At 57.1% G+C, this 17,972-nt stretch carries 16 protein-coding genes and 1 pseudogene; 4 read left to right on the top strand and 13 right to left on the bottom strand.

The genetic code is table 11. The features are described 5' to 3' along the window. Positions 1-18: 18 nt before the first annotated feature. The 7 genes from AC6I8X_RS14540 to AC6I8X_RS14570 form a co-directional block, all read right to left on the bottom strand. A complete protein-coding gene (locus AC6I8X_RS14540; RefSeq protein WP_313684256.1) occupies positions 19-1,008 on the bottom strand; it encodes an ABC transporter ATP-binding protein in 990 nt (329 codons plus the stop codon). Next, complete coding sequence (locus AC6I8X_RS14545; RefSeq protein ID WP_313684254.1) at positions 1,005-1,817, bottom strand: ABC transporter permease; 813 nt, start codon at positions 1,815-1,817, stop codon at positions 1,005-1,007. Before AC6I8X_RS14545 ends, AC6I8X_RS14540 begins: the two co-directional genes overlap by 4 nt. Beyond that, on the bottom strand, positions 1,814-2,680 hold the full coding sequence (locus tag AC6I8X_RS14550; protein WP_497840017.1) for an ABC transporter permease: 867 nt from the start codon (positions 2,678-2,680) through the stop codon (positions 1,814-1,816). Before AC6I8X_RS14550 ends, AC6I8X_RS14545 begins: the two co-directional genes overlap by 4 nt. Beyond that, a complete protein-coding gene (locus tag AC6I8X_RS14555; protein ID WP_299456163.1) occupies positions 2,680-3,702 on the bottom strand; it encodes an ABC transporter substrate-binding protein in 1,023 nt (340 codons plus the stop codon). The genes AC6I8X_RS14550 and AC6I8X_RS14555 overlap by 1 nt, the downstream gene beginning before the upstream one ends. Continuing rightward, entirely contained in the window at positions 3,699-4,709 is a 1,011-nt protein-coding gene (locus tag AC6I8X_RS14560) for a LacI family DNA-binding transcriptional regulator (protein WP_313684249.1), read from the bottom strand. The genes AC6I8X_RS14555 and AC6I8X_RS14560 overlap by 4 nt, the downstream gene beginning before the upstream one ends. 124 nt (positions 4,710-4,833) lie before the next feature. After that, positions 4,834-5,442, bottom strand: a complete 609-nt coding sequence (locus AC6I8X_RS14565) for a DsrE family protein (RefSeq protein ID WP_299456159.1) — start codon at positions 5,440-5,442, stop codon at positions 4,834-4,836. Between the two features lie 33 nt (positions 5,443-5,475). Continuing rightward, a complete protein-coding gene (locus AC6I8X_RS14570; protein ID WP_313684245.1) occupies positions 5,476-6,081 on the bottom strand; it encodes a DsrE family protein in 606 nt (201 codons plus the stop codon). A gap of 691 nt (positions 6,082-6,772) precedes the next feature. On the opposite strand from AC6I8X_RS14570, the gene bepA reads away from it, so the two are divergent. Together bepA and arsC are read left to right on the top strand one after the other, a co-directional pair. After that, the gene (gene bepA / locus AC6I8X_RS14575) at positions 6,773-8,239 is read left to right on the top strand and encodes a beta-barrel assembly-enhancing protease (RefSeq protein ID WP_313684243.1); all 1,467 of its coding nucleotides are present in this window, start codon (positions 6,773-6,775) and stop codon (positions 8,237-8,239) included. Positions 8,240-8,241: 2 nt separating this feature from the next. Beyond that, a pseudogene (gene arsC / locus AC6I8X_RS14580) lies at positions 8,242-8,589 on the top strand (arsenate reductase (glutaredoxin)). On the opposite strand, the gene hda reads toward arsC, so the two are convergent. The 3 genes from hda to upp all read right to left on the bottom strand — a co-directional run bounded on the left by hda (position 8,586) and on the right by upp (position 11,362). After that, complete coding sequence (hda, locus tag AC6I8X_RS14585) at positions 8,586-9,293, bottom strand: DnaA inactivator Hda (protein WP_313684280.1); 708 nt, start codon at positions 9,291-9,293, stop codon at positions 8,586-8,588. The pseudogene arsC and the gene hda sit on opposite strands and share 4 nt — an antisense overlap. A gap of 87 nt (positions 9,294-9,380) precedes the next feature. Next, positions 9,381-10,664, bottom strand: coding sequence for a uracil permease (uraA, locus tag AC6I8X_RS14590; protein WP_299456150.1), 1,284 nt, complete (start codon positions 10,662-10,664; stop codon positions 9,381-9,383). A 71-nt stretch (positions 10,665-10,735) separates the two neighbouring features. Further along, positions 10,736-11,362, bottom strand: coding sequence for a uracil phosphoribosyltransferase (gene upp / locus AC6I8X_RS14595; RefSeq protein ID WP_021184323.1), 627 nt, complete (start codon positions 11,360-11,362; stop codon positions 10,736-10,738). A gap of 241 nt (positions 11,363-11,603) precedes the next feature. Here upp and purM point away from each other — a divergent pair, with 241 nt between their 5' ends. Both purM and purN read left to right on the top strand, forming a co-directional pair. After that, positions 11,604-12,644: a phosphoribosylformylglycinamidine cyclo-ligase gene (gene purM / locus AC6I8X_RS14600; RefSeq protein ID WP_310617118.1), complete on the top strand. Its 1,041-nt coding sequence runs from the start codon at positions 11,604-11,606 to the stop codon at positions 12,642-12,644. Continuing rightward, entirely contained in the window at positions 12,641-13,279 is a 639-nt protein-coding gene (gene purN, locus AC6I8X_RS14605) for a phosphoribosylglycinamide formyltransferase (RefSeq protein WP_497840018.1), read from the top strand. Before purM ends, purN begins: the two co-directional genes overlap by 4 nt. Before the next feature lie 100 nt (positions 13,280-13,379). Here the strand turns inward: purN and pstB are convergent, their stop codons facing one another. The 3 genes from pstB to AC6I8X_RS14620 are packed head-to-tail and all read right to left on the bottom strand — an operon-like array spanning position 13,380 to position 17,836. Further along, positions 13,380-14,147, bottom strand: a complete 768-nt coding sequence (gene pstB, locus AC6I8X_RS14610) for a phosphate ABC transporter ATP-binding protein PstB (protein ID WP_299456142.1) — start codon at positions 14,145-14,147, stop codon at positions 13,380-13,382. Between the two features lie 12 nt (positions 14,148-14,159). Then, positions 14,160-15,758, bottom strand: coding sequence for a phosphate ABC transporter permease PstA (gene pstA / locus AC6I8X_RS14615; protein WP_313690000.1), 1,599 nt, complete (start codon positions 15,756-15,758; stop codon positions 14,160-14,162). Next, positions 15,755-17,836, bottom strand: coding sequence for an ABC transporter permease subunit (locus tag AC6I8X_RS14620; protein WP_497840019.1), 2,082 nt, complete (start codon positions 17,834-17,836; stop codon positions 15,755-15,757). Before AC6I8X_RS14620 ends, pstA begins: the two co-directional genes overlap by 4 nt. Positions 17,837-17,972: the final 136 nt, after the last annotated feature.

A 17,972-nucleotide genomic window follows, 5' to 3' on the forward strand; every position in this document is an offset into this window, starting at 1 on the left:
TCAGACAATCTTTATTCCTCAGGAAGCAGAAAATTGGAGGGCGGCGTCCTGCGCCAGTGACCAGCTCACCGGTTGCCCGGCATGCCAGGCTTCGCGCGCATGACGATCAACCTGAATCGGTGCGGCCAGACCAATATCGATCATCAGCCGCTGTGACGCGCCAAGGAAGGTACTGGCGACGACAAAACCCTGGCGCGTATAACGGTTATCACTGGCCAATAGCACATCTTCCGGGCGGCAAAAACGCTGGGGATTACCACGCGTATCCACATCAACGCAGTTAATCGCCCCGACAAAATCAGCCACGAACTTCGAAGCCGGATGCTGATAAATGCGCTGCGGCGTATCGATTTGTACCAGCCGTCCGTGTTCCATCACCGCAATCCGATCGCCCAGCGCCATCGCTTCCTGCTGATCGTGAGTGACGTACACCGCGGTGATCGCCAGCTGCTTCAGCAGCGCCCCGATCTCCAGACGCAGACGGTCACGCAGGCGTGCATCCAGCGCTGCCAGCGGCTCGTCAAACAGCAGCACTTTCGGGCGAGCCGCCAGCGCACGGGCCAGCGCCACGCGTTGCTTCTGCCCGCCGGAAAGTTTGTCGATACTGCGCTGCGCCAGCGCGCTAAGGTCCACCAGTGCCAGCATCTCTTTCACCCGCGCCTCACGCTCCGCACGCGGTACGCCCTGCACTTTCAGGCCGTAAGCCACGTTGTCGGCTACATTCAGATTGGGAAACAGCGCGTAGTTCTGGAACACCATGCCGACATTGCGTTTTTCAATCGGCAAATCGGTGACGTTGCGCCCGTCAAACCACACTTCACCACCAACATCGCAGCTTTCCAGCCCGCTGATAATGCGCAGCGTGGTGGTTTTACCGCAGCCCGAAGGACCCAGCAGCACCAGGGTTTCACCCGCATTGACTGTCAGATCCAGCGGATGCAGCGCCAGGTGATGATGAAAGCGACGCGAACAGTTACGCAGCGTCACGGTTACGGCAGCGTTGTTCATGCCGGCTCCTTGTGTTGGCGCGCAACTGCGCGGTTAAGCCATTGATTGAGCGCATTCAGCAGCAGCAACAACGGCAGAATCATCAGAATAAAAATCAGGGTATAGGCCGAGCCCACTTCCAGCCGCATTGAGGCATAGCTATCGGCCAGGCCCACTGGCAGGGTTTTGGTCAGCGGCGTGTGCAGCATCCAGGTGATGTTGAACTCCCCCACCGATAACGTGATGACCATAAACGCCCCGGCGAGAATGCCGTTGCGGCAGTTGGGCACCACCACGGTGAAGAAACGCTGCCAGAACCCAGCACCAAGGCTGGCGGAGGCTTCTTCCAGACGCGGCATATCCACCGCCTGCATCACCGCCAGCACCGGGCGCATCATAAATGGCAGGGTAAAGAGTACGTGACCTACCAGGATAAACAGCCAGCTGTCGCGCAGGCCGGAAAACTGACCATATAACAGGATGATACCGAGCGCGGTGGCTAAACCCGGCAGCGCCACCGGCAGCATCAGGCATTCTTCAATGCGTGCCGCGAAGCCGCGAGGTGCTTTCAGTAATCCCCAGGCGGCAGGCACACCAATCACCAGCGTGACCAGCAGACAGCACAGCGCAATCAGTAACGACAGCCAGAAGGTGTCGGCGTACATCTGCCACACCTGCTCCACCCACTTCAGCGTCAGGCCGCTGCGCAGACCAATAAAATAGTTGTTGGTCACCCCGGCCAGCATCGACAGCACCACCGGCACCAGCATAAACAGCGCGGTGAGCGTGGTGATCAGCAGTTGCAGAGTGAAGAGTCCACGACGGGTCATTCGGCCTCCTTCGTTGAACGATGTGCCAGACGGCGCGCCAGCATCAGCGCCAGCCAGGCGACGCCCCCCATCACCACGGACAACGCTGCGGCGGTGGCAAAGTTGGCATAGTTAGTGAACTCGCCATAAATGGTCAGCGGCAACACCGCTAAATCAGTGCCGAGCGTAAAGGCGGTGCCAAATGCCCCCATACTGGTGGCAAAGCACAGTGCCCCCGTGGAGAGCAGCGCCGGTTGCAGTCCGGGGACGATCACATCCCAGGTAATGCGCCATTGACTGGCACCGAGCGAACGCGCTGCTTCTTCCAGCGAACGATCGAGTTTTTCACTGGCCGCCACCAACGTGACGATGGCACGTGGCAGTGAAAAGTAGAGATAACCGATAAACAATCCGACCAGCGAATAGGCCAGCGTCCAGCGTTCATGCACCAGGCTCATACTGATCTGTGCCAGCAAACCCTGGCGGCCCGCCAGCATCACCACCAGAAAACCCACTACTACACCGGGAAATGCCAGCGGGAAGGTCAGCAACGCCAGCAAAATGCCGCGACCGGCAAAGCGCTGACGCGCCAGAAAACAGCCGACACTGGCGGCGATTAACAGCGTCACCAGCGTCACCGCCAGCGACAACAGCACCGTATTCAGCAGGCTGACTAAATATTGCGGCTGGCTTACTACCGTCCAGTAACCGCTGTGCTGGGTGGTGCGGTCTGCCTGCATACCGATTTGCAGCAAGCGGGCAAACGGCAACAACCAGAATGCACAGAAGAACAACAGCGCGGGCAGCGTCAGCCACAGCCAGCGGCTGCCCGACCATTTACGCGTCTGGCGGCACGAAGCCGCCAGGATGCCGGACTGCGACATTAATGGATCTCACTCAGATAACGGGCAGAGAAGGCTTTCTGCGCATCGGCCATCTGCTGGTAATCAACAGTTTTGGCGCGTGCGTAATCGCTGTCCGGCAGGAAGTATTTCTTCGCTTCAGGCGACATGGCGGAAGTGCGTACCGGGCGCAGGAAAGCATTGGCCCAGATGGCCTGCCCTTTGTCCGACAGCACGTAATCGATCACTTTCTTGCCATTAGCTTCATGCGGCGCGTTCTTCACCAGGCTGATGACATACGGCACCGTGACTGTGCCCTCTTTCGGGATCACAAAGGCCACGTTGGCATGGTCTTTATATTTGGCGCGATAAGCGTTGAAGTCGTAATCGAGCAGAATCGGGATCTCGCCGGAGAGCAGACGCGCATAGGCGGTTTGTTTCGGCACAATCGGCTGATTCGCCTGCAATTTTTTGAACCAGTCCAGGCCCGGCGTAAAGTCGTGCATGTTGCCGCCCAGCGCCTGGTTCACCGCCACTGCCGCCACATAGCCGACAAAGGCGCTGGCCGGATCGAGATAACCAATCATGCCTTTGTATTCCGGCTTCAGCAGGTCATGCCAGGATTGCGGGATGGGTGCACCACCGAGCGCATCCACGTTGACCATAAAGCCCATGGTGCCCGAATGCAGCGCGACCCATTTACCGTTGGGATCTTTCATACCTGCCGGGATTTCATCCCAGTGTTTGGGTTTATAGCTGGCGATCACTCCGGCGCTGTCGGCCTGGATACCAAAGCTGACGCCATAATACACCACATCCGCCACCGGGTTAGCCTGTTCAGCCACCATCTGTGCCAGCGCCTGGCCGGAGTTTTTGTTGTCCTGCGGCACCTGAATGCCGGTGTCTTTGGCGATGGCTTTGAGCTGCGTGCCCCAGTCAGCCCATTCCGGTGGGCAGTTGTAGCAAATGGCGGTTTCTGCCGCCTGCGTCTGTGCGCTGAGTAGCGAACCGAGCGTCAGGGCCAGCGCCCCGGCAATGATTTTGACTTTTTTACGCAATTTCATGATGGTTCCCTGGTGTTGGCAATAAAGGAAAAAACCGGTGCCGCCACGCTTTCACCTGGCCGCAGTCGATGTGCCAGTACGCGTGTGCCGCGGCTGGCCTGTTGTAAAAGCATCTCAATGGCGCAGGAACCCAGCCGATCGCCAGGCTGCGCCACGCTTGCCAGTGAGGGGGCAATCTGTTCACCGATATCGATGCCATCAAATCCCATCACTGAAAGTTGTTGTGGAATGCGTACTCCGGCGCGCTGGGCGTCACCAATCAGGCTGATCGCCAGCAGATCATTGGTGCAAATTACCGCCGTCAGCGCCGACTCACCCTGCAACCAGGGTTGCAGCAGCGCGAAATCTGAATGGGTGTGGCTGGGCATTTCAATCACCGGCAGGGCCGCTTGTTGCATGGCATCGCAGTAGCCCCGATAACGCAGACGGGCGCGATCGGATTGCAGCATCGGACCGGCAATCATGCCGATATGCCGGTGCCCGAGTTGCAGCAGATGGTTGGTGGCTTCACGCATCGCCTGGCGGTTATCGACGCAAACCGCAGGCCAGTCGCTGTGCTGCGGCACGTTATGCGCCAGCACAAATGGCATCTGTGCCTCATGCAGGGTATGCAGCACCGCGCTGTTGTCTGCATCGGCCACGGTTAGCACCAGTCCCGCCACCCGCTGGCGCAGCATATGTTCGACAATCGCCGCTTCGCGATCCGGCTGATAATCACTGGTCGCCACCAGCAAGCCAAATCCGGCCTGACGCGCTTCGCGCTCCATCGCCTGCAACTGTTGCGAGAAAATCGGGTTGAGCAGCGAAGGCAGCAGCACACCGAGGGTGGTTGAGCTTTGCGTGCGTAACTGGCGGGCGATGTGGTTGGGGCGAAAACCCAGTTGTTCCGATGCCGCCAGCACCTTATTCAAGGTATCCGGCCGCAGCAGATGGGGATCAGAGAAGGCACGCGCTGCTGTCGCGCGCGAGACGCCAGCCAGCTTTGCCACACTCAGTAAATCGGACATATTCGCCTCGTTAGTCACCAATGAGATCGATCTCATTGGCGCTTAACTTAATGGCGAACTGTGACAGCCACATCGCGCGGAGATGACAGCAAGATGACAGCAGCGAAGACTGCTGTCAGAGGGATCACAACATCAGGAAGGCATAACCTTCGTTTTGCAGCGTGGCGACGGTGGTGCCACTGGACAGCGTGTGCGTGACCATCGGGTCAATCCATTCACGTTCCAGCTGATGGAAAGCCACCGACTGATCGCAAATCGACACCTTCACCCCGGCTTTTTCCAGCTCGCTGATCAACTTCAGGTTGGGATTATCGACGCCATAAGCTTTGCGGAATTGCTCGTTGTTCAGCGCAGCAGGCACGGCATCGCTGTTAATCGATACCACGAAGTTCAGCTGGTTCAGCGGCACCCCGGCAGCGTAATAAAGGTTGGTGACGCGTGCCACACGTTCCAGACCGAGGTTCGGCTGGCGAATATCCCCTTCGCTACGGTTAATCTGGAAGACGATTTTGTTGCTCAGGCCTGGAGTGCTGCCAGGGTTAAACGCCGGTGTGTTCACAAAATGAATCTTGCCATAACCGTCGATGGCGGGTGTGCTCCAGAAATCAGCCGGTTCGGTTTTTTTATCCGCAAACTTGTCGCTGACTTTACCAACAAGATCGGGAAGCTGAAGCACATTTCCGCCGATAAAACCGGCCAGTGCTGCCACTACAATGTATGTTGCTGGACGCATTTCACTTCTCCTCAACCATCATCAAAAAGCCCGTTACATTTGTAGCCATGCATAGCCCTGATTTTGCAGCGTCGATACCGTGGTCGGGCTGGAGAGCGCATGGATCACCGATTTGTCGATCCAGTCATTGGGGTAGTGATGAAACGCCACCGACTGATCGCATACCGACACCTTCACCCCTTGCTTATTCAGCTCTGCAATCAACGGCAGATTGGGGTTATCGGTGCCATAAAATTGTTTGAAATGCGCGTTATCCAGCATCGCCGGGGTCGCATCACCGGTGACTGACACCACAAAGTGCAGTTGCTCCGCCGGGACACCCGAGGCGATATACAGATTCACCACCCTGGCCACACGTTCCAGCCCAAGGTTTGGCCGGGCGATATCGCCTTCGTTTTTCGTGAGTTGAAAGACGATTTTGTTACTCAGTCCCGCCACCGGCTTAAAGGCCGCATCGGGTTCGTAATGGATTTTGCCGTAGCCATTAATGCCCGGCGTGCTCCAGAACCCTGCCGGGTCGCTCGGTGGCGATGAAAAGTGGTTAACGACACGCTGATAGAGGTCATCACTTTTACTGGCAACGGCACCCACAAAACCACCGACGATCGCAATCAGGGCATAGGAGACAACAGAACGCATAGGCACTCTCCGGCAGGTAGTCGCAGTCCGTTTGAACAATGTGCTTTATCTATACCACACCAGGACAACGCCTAAAGCCGCCGGTTTTCGCGGCTGTGCGCGGTTTCGTTGCAGGAAAAATAATTAGCGCGACTCATTGAATAGCAACGCTGATGAAGGAAAGTTGACGAGTTGAAGAATGGCTGGACGGGAGTTTTAGCGGAGAATCCGATTGTCATGACTATCAATGATGGGAAATATGACCATCCTTTTATGCAGTCCCCTGCTTAACCTTTTGCGTCATGATTAATAATGTCGATGGATAAATCAGGCCATCCGCACATTCTTTGCCCTACTTTTCAGAGTAAACCTGGAAATATTCATGCTAGATTCAATAATTTTGAGTAATTTTACCTGAATTTACTCTTAACCAGGCGCAACACCGCTGTAAATGGCGCATTTGTCTTATTCAAATTTTTGCTACTTTTTTCGCCATGCGTCAGCAACATTTTGCATTTATCTCATCTCCCACTCAGCTTGCTTGTATGCTGCGTGTGGTTAAGATAAACAATTACCCAGATTCGTAGCGGCGCGATTTATCGCGCGGTTTTTAAAAAGACGCGCGATAAGTCGCGCCGCTACAGTATGAGATCGCAGAACATTTGCACCACTTACCTGTCCAATTTCAGGTCACTCGTTACAGGATCAAGGCATGTTTAACCGGTTGAAGAAATCAGTGCTGGCGGCCCTTATTCCTGCGCTGCTGCTCACACCCGCGCTGAGTACCCGCGCCGACGTGAGCGATTCTCTGCCCGATATGGGCACCACGGCGGGCGCAACGCTATCGATTAATCAGGAATTGCAGATCGGTGATTTCTATGTGCGGCAGCTACGTGCCAGCGCCCCGCTGATCAACGATCCCTTGCTGAATCAATATATCAACCAACTCGGACAGCGCCTGGTCGCGCATGCCGACTCGGTGCGCACACCGTTTCATTTTTATCTGATCCAGAATGATGAGCTGAACGCCTTCGCCTTCTTTGGTGGCAACGTGGTGCTGCACTCGGCGCTTTTCCGCTTCACCGATAACGAAAGCCAGCTGGCATCGGTGATGGCGCACGAAATCTCCCACGTCACCCAGCGCCATCTGGCACGCGCTATGGAAGAACAGAAGAAGAATGCGCCGCTGACCTGGGTCGGTGCGCTCGGTTCGATTTTGCTGGCGATTGCTAACCCGCAGGCGGGGATGGCCGGGCTGATGGGCACCCTCGCCGGGACGCAGCAGGGGATGATCAGCTTTACCCAAAGCAATGAACAGGAAGCGGACCGCATTGGTATTCAGGTGTTGCAACGCGCCGGGTTTGATCCCCAGGCGATGCCCGCTTTCCTGCAAAAGCTGGCGGATCAAAGTCGCTTCTCGTCTAAGCCCCCGGAAATCCTGCTGACTCACCCCCTGCCTGACAGCCGTCTGGCGGATGCGCGCAACCGCGCGAACCAGATGCGTCCGGTAGTGGTGCAGTCCTCACAGGATTTCTATATGGCGAAAGTCCGTGCTCTCGGCATGTATTCCACCGGCCAGAATCAGCTGACCGATGAGCTGCTGAATCAATACGCCAAAGGCAACAGCCGTGAACAACAGGCATCGCAGTACGGCAAAGCGGTGCAGTTTTTGCAGGCCAAAAGCTTTGAAAACGCGAAGAAAATCATTGCGCCGATGCTGGCTAAACAACCGGATAACGTCTGGTTTCTCGATATCATGTCCGACATTGATATCGGTCTGAATCAACCCCAGCAGGCTATCAACATGCTCAGCAGCGCCAAAGGCAGCAACAGCAATGCGGTGATTCAGCTTAACCTGGCGAACGCCTACGTTGAAGCCAAACAACCCGCCAATGCCAGCCGTATCCTCAATCGCTACACCTGGTCGCATCCGGACGATCCTAATGGCTGGGATCTGCTGGCACAGGCTTCCGCTGCCCAGGGTTTGCAGGATGAGGAACTCTCGGCACGCGCAGAAGGCCTGGCGTTGAATGGTCAGATGGATCAGGCCATCCGGGCACTCAGTAGCGCCAGCGCCCAGGTGCCGATCGGCAGCCTGAAACAGGCGCGTTATGATGCGCGCATCGACCAATTCCGCGAGCTGCAAAAACGCTTCCGTCAGTATCAAAAAGGATCTTAATCATGGTGACCATTTATCATAATCCGCGTTGCAGCAAGAGCCGCGAAACCCTTGCGCTGCTGCAACAGCAGGGAGTGCAGCCGTAAGTGGTGCTGTATCTGGAGACCCCACCCGACGTAGCCACGCTGAAAACGTTGCTGAAACAACTTGGGATGAGCAGCGCGCGTGAACTGATGCGCCGCAAAGAAGATTTGTATAAATCGCTGGAATTAGCCAACCCGGAACTGACAGAAGATCAGCTGCTACAGGCGCTGGCAGCAAACCCGAAATTGATTGAAAGGCCGATTGTGATTAACGGTGAGCAGGCGCGTCTCGGTCGCCCGCCGGAAGCGGTGCTGGAGATTGTTTAAAGCCCCAGCGCTTCTTTAACAAAGGGAATGGTGAGTTTGCGTTGTGCGCTGATCGAGGCACGATCCAGTCTGTCGAGTGTGTCGAACAGGGTGCGCATTTCACGGTCGAGGCGTTTCAGCAGGAAGCGCCCGACGTCCTCCGGCAATTCAAATCCGCGGATCCCGGCACGCAACTGCATCGCCTGCAATTTGTCGTCATCCGACAGCGGCTGTAAGCGGTAGATTTGGCCCCAGTCGAGACGTGACGCCAGGTCCGGCAACCCGAGGTTAAGCTGACGCGGCGGACGATCGCCGGTGATCAACAGGCGGGTTTTACCGATTTCCAGAATGCGGTTGTAGAGATCAAAGATCGCCATTTCCCATGCGGCATCCCCGGCGATACATTCAATATTGTCGATGCACACCAACGCCAGATGCTCCATGCCTTCCAGTACATCGGGAACAAACCAGGTGCGTTTATCCAGCGGGACGTAACCCACCGCCTCACCACGCGCCGACATTTCCGCGCAGGCCGCATGCAGCAGATGGCTGCGCCCACCGCCTTCGCGTGACCAGAAATAGAGATAGCTGCCGTGTTGCTGCACCAGCGCGCCTTGAAGCGCAGCGAGGAGGGACGGATTTTCCCCTGGCCAGAAGCTGGCAAAGGTTTCGTCATCAGGTAAGTAAAGTGGCAGTGAAAGCTGTGCCGGCGTGTTCAGAAGCACCTCAGGGTATGAACGGGCAGAAAACCGGGCAAGTTTATCATGATCCTTGCCAGAGATGAACCGGGCTTCCCTGCCCGGCAAAGACGCTTAGGATTCGCGTTGTTCTTCAGCGTCCAGCACCACTTCTTCCGGGCGTAACAGGCTGATTACGCGGAAGATCAGGCTGAGGGCCACACCGACGATGGTCGCCAGCGCCATACCTTTCAGCTCGGCAGCACCGATATGGACTTTCGCGCCACTGACACCGATGATCAGGATCACCGAGGTAAGGATCAGATTCTGTGCTTTGTTGTAATCCACTTTGGATTCAATCAGCACACGGATACCGGAGGCACCGATCACCCCGTACAGCAGCAAAGAGACACCGCCCATCACCGGCACCGGGATCGCCTGAATCGCCGCCGCCAGTTTACCGACGCAGGACAGCAGAATCGCCAGGATCGCCGCGCCACCGATCACCCAGGTACTGTAGACACGGGTAATCGCCATCACGCCAATGTTTTCACCGTAGGTCGTGTTAGGCGTCGAACCGAAGAAACCGGAGATCATGGTAGAGAGACCATTAGCAAACATCGAGCGATGCAGGCCCGGATCGCGGATCAGATCTTTTTTGACGATATTCGCCGTCACCACCAGGTGACCAACGTGCTCGGCAATCACCACCAGCGCCGCAGGCAGAATGGTCAGCATCGCTGCCCACTCGAAGCGCGGCGTGTAGAAAGTTGGCAACGCGAACCAGGGCGCATTCACCACCGAAGACCAGTTGACGATCCCCATAAATGAAGAGAGCGCGTAGCCCACCAGCACGCCGATCAGAATCGGGATGATGGCGAAGAAACCCCGGAACAGTACCGAACCGAAAACGGTAACGCCGAGCGTGACCATCGAGATAAACACGGTGGTGCCATCCGGTGAGGTGCCCTCAGCGGGCAGCAGTCCGGCCATATTGGCCGCCACGCCTGCCAGTTCCAGGCCGATAACCGCAACAATTGCGCCCATCGCTGCTGGCGGGAACATCACATCCAGCCAGCCGGTACCGGCTTTTTTCACTATCAGCGCCACCACACAGAACAGGAAGCCGCAGAGGATAAAGCCCCCCAGCGCCACTTCATAGCCCAGCGGCAGCAACAGCAACACCGGTGAAATAAAAGCAAAGCTGGAGCCGAGATAGGCCGGAATTTTGCCTTTACAGATAAACAGGTACAGCAGCGTACCGACACCGTTAAACAGCAACACCGTGGCCGGGTTGATGTGGAACAAAATCGGCACCAGCACCGTTGCACCAAACATAGCAAACAGATGTTGCAGGCTGAGTGGAATGGTTTTGAGTAGCGGCGGTCGTTCGTTAACGCCGATGGCGCGACGAGTCATTCAGTTATCCCCTTGAGTTGTGTGGTGCTTTTTTGCCAAAAAAAAGCCGACTCTCTGGCCGGCTGCTTTCTTTATTTGGTTCCGAAAATCTTGTCACCGGCATCGCCGAGACCAGGAATAATGTAGCCCTTCTCGTTCAGGCCTTTATCAATAGACGCGGTGTACAGTTCCACATCCGGGTGCGCTTTTTCCAGCGCGGCAATCCCTTCCGGTGCCGCCACCAGCACCAGCACCTTGATGCTGTTACAACCGGCTTTTTTCAGCAGGTCGATGGTGGCGATCATTGATCCACCGGTCGCCAGCATCGGGTCAACCACCAGCGCCATGCGTTCTTCAATGTTGGAAACCAGTTTCTGGAAGTACGGCACCGGCTCGAGGGTTTCTTCATCACGATAGACACCCACCACGCTGATACGCGCGCTTGGTACGTGCTCCAGCACCCCTTCCATCATGCCCAGACCGGCGCGCAGAATCGGCACCACGGTAATTTTTTTGCCTTTGATTTGTTCGATTTCTACCGGGCCATTCCAGCCTTCGATGGTAACGCGTTCGGTTGCCAGGTCGGCAGTGGCTTCATAGGTCAACAGACTACCCACTTCCGAGGCCAGTTCGCGGAATCGCTTGGTGCTGACATCATGCTCACGCATCAGGCCCAGTTTATGTTTGACCAGCGGGTGTTTGACTTCCACGATCTTCATGAGTGTTCTCCCGGAATTGTGTTGAGCGAAAAAAAAATCGCCGGATTATACCGCCTTTTTTCCGCGACGCCATATGTCATTGGTCAATACAACGCCCTGCTCCCTCCGGGATTAAGGATTAGCGAAAAAGCGGTACTGTGCAAAGGTGGCGTGAGATGGGACTCGCAAACGTTTGCCTGCGCTGGTAGAATTACGCCGCTTTATTTTAACCACCAACCGCAACTCGCGTGGGGATTCCGCAGTGACCGACAAGACCTCTCTCAGCTACAAAGACGCCGGTGTAGATATTGACGCTGGTAACGCTCTGGTTGACCGTATCAAAGGCGTAGTGAAAAAGACCCGCCGCCCGGAAGTGATGGGTGGACTGGGTGGCTTTGGCGCGCTTTGTGCGCTGCCGCAGAAATACCGCGAGCCAGTGCTGGTTTCCGGCACCGACGGCGTCGGCACCAAGCTGCGTCTGGCGATGGATCTGAAACGCCATGACAGCATCGGTATCGATCTGGTGGCGATGTGCGTGAATGACCTGGTGGTACAAGGCGCTGAGCCGCTGTTCTTCCTCGACTACTATGCAACCGGCAAGCTGGATGTGGATACCGCTTCATCGGTCATCACCGGTATCGCAGAAGGTTGTCTGCAATCGGGTTGTGCGCTGGTCGGCGGTGAAACCGCTGAAATGCCGGGCATGTACCATGGTGAAGATTACGACGTGGCCGGTTTCTGCGTTGGCGTGGTGGAAAAATCAGAAATCATCGACGGCTCGAAAGTGCAGGATGGCGATGTACTGATTGCGCTGGGTTCCAGCGGTCCGCACTCCAACGGTTATTCGCTGGTGCGTAAAATCCTCCAGGTGAGCCAGACCGATCCGGAAAGCAAACAGCTGGAAGGTAAATCGCTGGCCGATCATCTGCTGGCCCCGACCCGTATCTACGTGAAAAACATCCTCAGCCTGATCGAACAGGTTGATGTGCACGCGATTGCGCACCTCACCGGTGGCGGCTTCTGGGAAAACATTCCGCGCGTACTGCCGGACAACACCCAGGCGGTGCTGGAAGAGAGCAGCTGGCAGTGGCCAGCGGTGTTCGGCTGGCTGCAGCAGGCAGGTAACGTTAGCCGTCATGAAATGTACCGCACCTTTAACTGCGGCGTGGGTATGGTGATTGCGCTAAGCGCGGCAGAAGCCGACAAAGCGATTCAGCTGATGACCGACGCGGGCGAGCAGGCGTGGAAAATCGGTGTGATCAAAGCTTCTGATGCCGAAGAGCGTGTGGTCATCAACCCATGAAGAAACTGGTTGTACTGATTTCCGGTAACGGGAGCAATCTTCAGTCCATCCTCGACGCCTGCGCAAGCGGGCGGATTAACGGCAGCGTGGCTGCCGTTTTCAGTAATAAAGCCTCGGCCATGGGTTTGACGCGCGCGCAGGAAGCGGGGGTTGCGACCCATACGCTGGCCGCCAGTGAATTTGCCGACCGTGACGCCTTCGATCGCCAGCTGATGCAGGAGATTGATGCTTACGCCCCGGATCTGGTGGTGCTGGCTGGTTACATGCGTATTCTCAGCCAGGCGTTTGTTGCGCATTACCACGATCGTCTGGTCAACATCCATCCCTCCCTGCTGCCGAAGTATCCCGGCCTGCACACTCATCGCCAGGCGCTGGAGAATGGCGACGAGGAACACGGCACCTCCGTGCATTTCGTCACGGATGAGCTGGATGGCGGGCCGATTATTTTGCAGGCGCGCGTACCGGTGTTTGCGGATGATACGGAAGATGAAATCACCGCCCGCGTGCAGCATCAGGAGCATGCGATTTATCCGCTGGTGATCAGCTGGTTTGTCGATGGACGCTTGCAGATGCGCGAGGGTGCCGCCTGGCTGGATGGCCAACCGTTGCCGCCACAGGGTTATGCCCACGATTGATCCCGTATCCAATACGACTTCGCGCGATAAATCGCGCCGCTACAGTATTCGCAACCTTTTGTAGCGGCGCTATTTATCGCGCAAGGTTTTAGGTTTTGCCTTACCCAAACCGTCCCGTAATGTAATCTTCGGTGCGCCGTGTTTTCGGCGTGGTGAAGATGCGGTCGGTTTCATCAAACTCCACCAGCTGGCCATGGTGCATAAACGCGGTGTAATCCGACACGCGCGCTGCCTGCTGCATATTGTGCGTCACCAGCACCAGCGTGAAATGCTGCTTCAGCGTGCTCATCAACTCTTCAATCACCAGTGTAGAGATCGGGTCCAGCGCCGAGGTCGGCTCGTCCAGCAACAGGACTTCCGGTTCGATGGCAATGGCGCGTGCAATCACCAGCCGCTGCTGCTGTCCGGTGGAGAGGGTTAAGGCACTTTGCCCCAATTGATCCTTCACCTCACCCCACAGCGCCGCCGCACGCAGCGCATTTTCGCAGGCTTCATTCAACACCCGACGATCGCGCACGCCCTGCAAGCGCAGACCATAAACCACGTTTTCATAAATTGATTTAGGGAACGGATTCGGGCGCTGAAACACCATGCCAACACGCCGCCGCAGCGCAGCCAGATCCTGTTCCGGTTGCATAATGGCATGCTGCCCCAACAGGATCTCACCCTCCACCCGGCAGCGATCGATCACATCATTCATGCGATTAAAGCAGCGCAACAGCGTCGATTTGCCGCAGCCGGAGGGGCCAATCAGCGCCGTGATGCGATTCTTCGGCAGTTGCAGGGCAATGTTATTCAGCGCCTGGCGTTCGCCATACCATAGCGAAAGCTGATTAACCTCAAGAGCGATGTCGTAATCGGGCGTCATGTGTAAAACCTTTTAATGCGTCATAAGCCGGTAACGCTCACGCAGACGGTGGCGCAACGCCATCGCCAGCAAGTTGAGCGACAGGATGATCACCACCAGCAATAGGGCAGTGGCGTAAACCAGGGGGCGATCAGCGTCGATATTCGGGCTCTGGAAGGCCAGATCGTAAATCTGAAAACCGAGGTGCATAAATTTGCGGTCAAGGTGCAGATAAGGAAACACGGCGTCTACTGGCAGTTCCGGTACCATCTTCACCACCCCGACCAGCATCAGCGGGGCAGTTTCCCCGGCAGCACGCGCCACCGCCAGAATCAACCCCGTCAACATCGCCGGAACCGCCAGCGGCAGTACCACGCGCCACAGGGTTTCGGCCTGCGTCGCCCCCAGCGCCAGCGAACCTTGTCGCAGGCTGTCCGGGATACGGGACAGACCTTCTTCCGTGGCGACGATCACCACCGGCAGCGTCAGCAGCGCCAGCGTCAACGCCGCCCACAGCAGACCGGGGGTACCAAATGTCGGGTTGGGCAAGGCGCGCGCGTAAAATATCTGGTCAATGGTGCCGCCAATCAGCCAGACAAAAAAGCCCAGACCAAACACGCCATAAACAATCGAGGGAACCCCCGCCAGATTCACTACCGCAATCCGCACCAGCCGGGTCAGCGCGTTGCGCCCGGCGTATTCATGCAGCCAGACCGCCACCACCACACCGAGTGGCATGACGATAACCGACATCAGCAACACCATTAGCACCGTACCAAAAATCGCCGGAAAGGCACCGCTTTCGCTCTCGCCTGCCGCCGGGTTATCGCTGACAAATTGCCATAGCTGGCTGAGAAAGTGCTGCATTTTCTGGCCGAGGCTCATGTTATTCGGATACCAGGCCGCGACAATCTGCGCCAGCGGGATCAGATGATCCTGCCCCTGTACATCGCGCAACACCAGCACATCCCGATGGCTGGCGCTTTGCAACTGTGCCAGTTGGCTGCCCAGCGCAGCGAAGTTCCGTTGCAAAGCGGCGCTGTTGGCGTCGTATTCAGACTGGCGCTGCGCGCTAAACTCCCCTTTCTGCTGTTGCCTCTCAGCCTGCCGTTGCAGATTTTCCAGCTGGGCATTGAGGCGCGCCATTTCGATACGGCGAATATGGCTGGCCTGCCGCAGCTGCCCGTGGACCTGTTGCAGACGCTGGTGCAGCAACGCATCACGGTCGCGCGCCGTCAGCACTTCATTATCTTCACGTAGCTCAATAAACCAGCCGTAGGCATTCCCGCCACTGCGACGTTGCAGCACTATCACATCCGCAGGCCTGCGGGTTTTCGCCCGGCTCTGGCTGTCAATCACGCGAAAATCAGGAGGGGAAAAATCACGGTTACCGGTTTTCACCCAATAACGCCAGCCGCTGTCATGCCGCTGACGTTGCAGGGTTTCCCCCAGCACCATCACCGGATCGCCCTCAGGTGGCTGGAACAGATATTGATCGACCGGCTGCGGCCAGAAGGCACGCATCCCCTGCCACGCCAGTAAGCCAATCAGCAGGGTAAAAGCCAGTAAACATACGGCCACCGCACCGGCAGTCAGCCAACGCCAGCGATCATTTTGGCGCATTGCCTTCATCCCTGTCCCTCATGCTGGCTGTAGCGCTGTCGCAGGCGCTGACGGATCACTTCCGCCACCGTGTTAATGATTAAGGTAAATATCAGCAGAATCAGCGCACTGAGAAACAGAATGCGATAATGGGCGCTGCCCGCTGCCGCTTCCGGCATTTCAATAGCGATATTGGCGGAAAGCGCACGTAATCCGGCAAATAACCCGCCTTCACTCACCGGGGTGTTACCGGTTGCCATCAGCACGATCATGGTTTCCCCCAGGGCCCGACCAAAACCAATCATCAGTGCGGCAAAAATCCCGGCCGAAGCACCGGGCAAGATCACACGCGTCAGGGTCTGCCACGGCGTAGCCCCCAGCGCCAGCGAGCCTTGCCCCAGTGAGGCCGGCACGCTGAATAACGCATCTTCCGATAAGGTAAAAATCAGGGGTACCAGCGCAAATGCCATCGCCAGCGCAGCCACCAGCAGGTTGCGCTGCTCATAATGGGCCAGCCGCTCCCCCATCGCGGGCCAGAAATGGGTTGGCAGCCAGAGCGTCAGCAACGTCACCGCCAGCAGAATCGGCAGCAACAGCAGCACTTCATAGCCAGGCTGACGCCAGCGCGCGGGCAGCCGCGGGCTGAGCACTCCGCATAACAACAACGTGGCCGCCAGTATCAGCGGCAGCAGTAACACGCCAATCAACGCATTGCTGATATGCGGTGCCAGCCACACCCCGGCAATCAGGCCGATGACCACGCTCGGCAGCGCACCCATCATCTCAATGCCCGGTTTCACCCAACGGCGCAGGCCCGGTGTCATAAACCAGGCGGTGTACATCGCCGCAGCCAGCGCCAGTGGGGTGGCAAACAACAGCGCCAGGCTGGCGGCCTTCAGGGTGCCAATAATCATCGGTATCAGGCTGAATTTGGCCTGATAGCTGTCCCCCGCCGCCGTGGATTGCCACACCCAATTCGGCTGTGGATAGTTTTCATACCAGATTTTCTGCCACAGGTTGCGCCAGCTAAAGTCAGGCCAGGGATCGTCAAGGCGCAGACGCTGCCATTGCCCTGCCCGTTCCACCACCAGCGTATCGCCGCGCGGTGAAAAAGCGGCAGCCACAATGCCCGGTTCCAGCTTGCGGGTAACTGTCGCCCCCTGTTGCTTGCTGGCGAACAGGCTGACGTCGCCCTCAGGTGTCAGAGTGGCGAACACGCGACGCTGTGGTTCGGTCACAATCAAAGCCGTATCCGAACTGCCGTCAAAAGTATGGATTTCCTGTAAACGTGGCCCCTGTGGACCGGTAATCGCGAACCATTGGCTGATGCCGCGTTGATCCTGAATCAGCAGGGTGCGGCCACCGGCCAGCAGATGCAGGCTACGCGGACGCTGCACCAGCGTTTGTGTTTCACGCAGTTGCGCACCGTCATCGCTGATTTGCCAGACGCGCAGCAGGCGGCCCTCGCTGGTATACAGCAGGGTGCCATCCGGGGAGAACAGCAGATGATCGGCCTGCTGTTGAGACAGGACAATCTGGTTGACGTGGGCTGATTTATCCAGCGTCAGCACGATGATGCCGGTGGCGGTTTGCGCAGCGATGCGCCATTGATCAGCCTCGAGGGTAGCCAGTGCCATCTGCGCTACGGCCCCCTGCGGCAGATGCATCGGACGATCGCCCAACGGAAAACGCCATTCGCCATTAACCGGTTGCATCAACATCAGGTCACCCTGCATATTCAACAGCAGGCTGTTGTGGTCGGCGCTTTGCACCACCGCATCCGGTTTACCCTTCAGTGCCAGCGCAGGCCCGGCAGGTTGACCATCAAGCGGAATAAAGCGTGCTTCATCGCGGCTGATGCGCCATCCCAGTTGCCCATCGTTGCCTAATGCCAGTACCGGGGCCTTATCCCACAGCTGCTGACTGGCGACAATCTGCATCCCTGGCGGATTAAAAAGTGGCATGACTACCCAGATCAACCAGAAAAATAGCAGTAACATCAAAGCCAGAATCCCCACGCCGCAGGCGGTGACAACACGCTTTACCCACCGGTCGATGGCTCGACGGCGGCTATCACTAAAGTGGACGGGAATTCTTGTTATGCTCATGCAGACCAGGGTTACGCTCGTAGACAAGCCGCTATGTTGCCCGTAGCTGATTGATATGACAACTGTTGGCGTTGGACAAGCCTGCCATACTCTCGCCATAATGGTGACGGACACTGAGCGAAAGCCCCCTTTTCGC

The organism is Pantoea sp. X-Soil-TKNS-1280, assembly GCF_059730475.1.

Coding starts and splice junctions, on each gene's coding strand:
- AC6I8X_RS14540 (WP_313684256.1), bottom strand. CDS start 1,008: ATGAACAACGCTGCCGTAACCGTGACGCTGCGTAACTGTTCGCGTCGC.
- AC6I8X_RS14545 (WP_313684254.1), bottom strand. CDS start 1,817: ATGACCCGTCGTGGACTCTTCACTCTGCAACTGCTGATCACCACGCTC.
- AC6I8X_RS14550 (WP_497840017.1), bottom strand. CDS start 2,680: ATGTCGCAGTCCGGCATCCTGGCGGCTTCGTGCCGCCAGACGCGTAAA.
- AC6I8X_RS14555 (WP_299456163.1), bottom strand. CDS start 3,702: ATGAAATTGCGTAAAAAAGTCAAAATCATTGCCGGGGCGCTGGCCCTG.
- AC6I8X_RS14560 (WP_313684249.1), bottom strand. CDS start 4,709: ATGTCCGATTTACTGAGTGTGGCAAAGCTGGCTGGCGTCTCGCGCGCG.
- AC6I8X_RS14565 (WP_299456159.1), bottom strand. CDS start 5,442: ATGCGTCCAGCAACATACATTGTAGTGGCAGCACTGGCCGGTTTTATC.
- AC6I8X_RS14570 (WP_313684245.1), bottom strand. CDS start 6,081: ATGCGTTCTGTTGTCTCCTATGCCCTGATTGCGATCGTCGGTGGTTTT.
- bepA (WP_313684243.1), top strand. CDS start 6,773: ATGTTTAACCGGTTGAAGAAATCAGTGCTGGCGGCCCTTATTCCTGCG.
- uraA (WP_299456150.1), bottom strand. CDS start 10,664: ATGACTCGTCGCGCCATCGGCGTTAACGAACGACCGCCGCTACTCAAA.
- upp (WP_021184323.1), bottom strand. CDS start 11,362: ATGAAGATCGTGGAAGTCAAACACCCGCTGGTCAAACATAAACTGGGC.
- purN (WP_497840018.1), top strand. CDS start 12,641: ATGAAGAAACTGGTTGTACTGATTTCCGGTAACGGGAGCAATCTTCAG.
- pstB (WP_299456142.1), bottom strand. CDS start 14,147: ATGACGCCCGATTACGACATCGCTCTTGAGGTTAATCAGCTTTCGCTA.
- pstA (WP_313690000.1), bottom strand. CDS start 15,758: ATGAAGGCAATGCGCCAAAATGATCGCTGGCGTTGGCTGACTGCCGGT.
- AC6I8X_RS14620 (WP_497840019.1), bottom strand. CDS start 17,836: ATGAGCATAACAAGAATTCCCGTCCACTTTAGTGATAGCCGCCGTCGA.